This window comes from Nonomuraea sp. NPDC004186, assembly GCF_053603495.1.
In genome coordinates this window covers 1-3,139 of record NZ_JBSGFQ010000087.1, presented here as the reverse complement: position 1 = coordinate 3,139, position 3,139 = coordinate 1, and the positions used below count along the sequence as shown (strand labels likewise).

2 protein-coding genes are annotated in these 3,139 nt (G+C 73.7%); one reads left to right on the top strand and one right to left on the bottom strand.

Features of this window, described 5'->3' with window-relative positions; all coding sequences use genetic code 11:
- Nucleotides 1–811: polysaccharide deacetylase family protein (locus ACWEPL_RS46620; protein ID WP_452440033.1), on the top strand; the 811-nt coding region annotated here is incomplete at its 5' end.
- Nucleotides 812–978: 167 nt separating this feature from the next.
- Here ACWEPL_RS46620 and ACWEPL_RS46615 read toward each other — a convergent pair.
- Nucleotides 979–2,898, bottom strand: coding sequence for a serine/threonine-protein kinase (locus ACWEPL_RS46615; protein ID WP_452440032.1), 1,920 nt, complete (start codon nt 2,896–2,898; stop codon nt 979–981).
- Between the last annotated feature and the right edge of the window lie 241 nt (nt 2,899–3,139).

The window sequence follows — 3,139 nt, the reverse complement described above, 5'->3', positions numbered from 1 at the left end:
GTACGTGCTCGACCGGCACGCGCTCCCGGCCGAGCCGGCGGCGTTCCAGAAGGGCCCGGTGGAGTCCACGCAGGCGGGAGACCCGCGGGAGGCGAGCGCCGCGGTATCCGGGGCGTGGGGCGCGGCGGCGGCCGGAGCTCAGGGCGTGGCGGCGATGGCCGCCCCCGACGACAGGGCCGAGGTCCGGCCGCGGCCCCGCGTGGACTGCCGCCGCGTCAAGTGCGTGGCGCTCACGTTCGACGACGGCCCCGGCCCCTACACCGACACGCTGCTGGCCTACCTGGCCGCCTACCACGCCCAAGCCACGTTCTTCGTCGTGGGCAGCAACGTCGTGACGTACCCCAGAGTCCTGCGCCGCACCGTCGCGGCCGGGCACGAGATCGGCAACCACACCTGGTCGCACCCCGACCTGACGAGACTGTCGCCCGCCCGGGTCCGCTCCCAGCTGGGCCGCACCGACCAGGCGATCAGGGCGATCACCGGCGTCATGCCCGGGCTCGTCCGCCCGCCGTACGGGGCGATCAACGCCACCGTGCGCCGCCAGACCGGCCGACCCATGGTGCTGTGGAGCGTGGACACCCTGGACTGGCGCTACCGCAGCAGCGCCACGGTGGCCCGCCGGGCGCTCAGGTCGGTGCGGCCCGGCAGCGTCATCCTGTTCCACGACATCCACCCGACGACCGTGCGGGCCATCCCGCGCGTGCTGCGGAAGCTGGCCGGGCGCGGCTACCGGTTCGTCACCGTCAGCCAGCTGTTCGGCGGCCACCCACCGCGCCTCGTCTTCAACGCCGCCCCGCCTGACCTGCACTGATCGATCCTTCCGGCCAAGCGTGAACTCTTCTCGCATCCTCCGCGTATCTCCGGGTGTGAGCGGTGATCGCGCTTAGGCGCCGACCAGAAAGGATGCGTCACCGGCAGCAGGGACACCGCGTGGGCCGGCCGGGCTGCCGGCCTGCGCGGGCTGCGGGGACTGGCTGGTCAGCGGACCGGGGCGAGGTTCCAGGTGCGGGCGGTCTGGTCGCGGCTGCCGCTGACGGCGACCGGCCGGCCGTCGAGCAGGCCCACCGCCACCGACCAGACGCAGTCGGAGTGCCCGGTGAACGGGCTGCCGAGCGGTCTCCTGGTGTTCAGGTCCCACACGCGTACCGTTCTGTCCTCGCTCCCCGTGACCGCCACGGGTGTGCCGTCGAGGTTGCCCATCGCCACCGACCAGACGACGCCGGTGTGGCCGGTGAGCGGGGTGCCGAGCTGCTTCCAGGCGATCAGGTCCCAGACCCGGACGGTCATGTCCTCGCCGCCGGTGACCACCACGGGCGTGCCGCTCAGGAAGCCCAGCGCCACCGACCGCACCCAGCCGGAGTGGCCGGTCAGCGACCGGCCGAGCTGCTTCCTGGAGGCCAGGTCCCAGACGCGCACGGTCCCGTCGTCGCCGGTGGTGACGGCCACGGTCGTGCCGGCGGCCTGGCCGACGGTGACCGCCCACACCCCGCTCTCGTGACCGGTCAGCGGGTCGCCGTACTCCTGGGCCGTACGCAGGTCCCAGACGCGGGCGGTGCCGTCGGTGGAGGCGGTGACGGCGACGTGCCGGCCGCCGATCCGGCCGGTCGCCACGCACTTGACGTCGCCCTTGTGCCCGGCCAGGACGCGGGACGCGCCGGCGGGGAGGTCCCAGACGCGGGCGGTGTCGTCGTCGCTCGCGGTGACGGCGATCGGCGCGCCGTCGAGCTGGTCGAGGACGACCGATCTGACCCATTCGGTGTGGCCGGCGAGCGGGGGGCCGATCTGCTGGGAGGTGCGGAGGTTCCACAGGCGGGCGGTCTCGTCGTCCGAGCCGGTCAGGGTGACGGGGACGCCGTCGAGGGTGCCCAGGGACACCGCCCGCACATCGTTGGTGTGGCCGGTCAGGGGCTTGCCGAGCTCCGCGCCGAACCGGAGTGCGGGCGCGGCCGGGCGTACCGGATCGCGCTCGCGCGGCCACATCGCCACGGCCACGGCCGCCGCCGCGGCGGCCACTCCGACGGCCAGCACCGCGCGGCGCGGCACCCGGCGGGGCGGCGCGTCCTCGAAGTCAGGCGGCGAGGCGTCGGGCATGGTCAGGGTCTCGTCGCCGGTCAGGGCTCGGACCAGGTCGTCCGCCGTGAGCCGCCGCGCGGGGTTCTTGTCCAGGCACGTGGTCACCAGCGACCGGAGCGACGCGGGCACTCCGGACAGGTCGGGCGGGTCGTACAGGAGCGCGTGCAGCACCGCCGCCACCGACTCCCCGGCGAACGCCCGCCGCCCCGTCGCCGCGAACACCATCGTGGCCGCCCAGCTGAACACGTCGGCCGCAGGGCCCACCTCCCCGCCGCTCACCTGCTCGGGCGCCATGTACCCGGGTGTGCCGAACACCCCGGTCTGCGTGACGGCGTGGTCGAGCGCCCGCGAGATGCCGAAGTCGATGACCACGGGGCCCTCGGGCCCGAGGATGACGTTGCCCGGCTTCAGGTCGCGGTGGACGACTCCGGCGCGGTGGATGGCGGCCAGCGCCGTCGCCGTCGCGACCGCGAGCCGTTCCAGCCCGCCGCCGGTGCGGGGGCCGTCCTTCCTGACGGCGCGTTCGAGGGACTCGCCGCGTACGTACTCGCTCACGATGTACGGCCGGTCGGCCTGCATGCCCATGTCCAGCACCCGCGCGGTGCAGAAGGGGGCGACCCGGCGGGCGAGGTCCACCTGCCGGAAGAACCGCCGCCGCGCCTCGGGATCGTCCGAGAGCCGGGCGTGCAGCACCTTGATCGCGACCTCGTCGCCCGACGGGCTCAGGCCCACGTAGACCACGCCCTGCCCGCCCTCGCCGAGGAACCGGACGAGGCGGTAGGCGGCGATCTGACCGAGGTGATCCCCCGATTGCGGACGCGACACTGCTTCCCTCTTCGAATCGCGCAGGAGCTTCAGCACCGGATACTACGATTCGGAAGGCCCTCGTGGATGACCCCGGAGGGCGACATAAATGGACATATTTGCCCTGGTCAGAGAAACGTCATGCGCTGTTTCCCGGTGATTCATCTCCCGGAGAGCGCGGGCGGCCCCGTACCGGACGCTCAAGCTTGAGCGAGGCGCCCACCCCGTGTCGTCCGGCGGGGTCGGTGAGGTCCGGGACGAT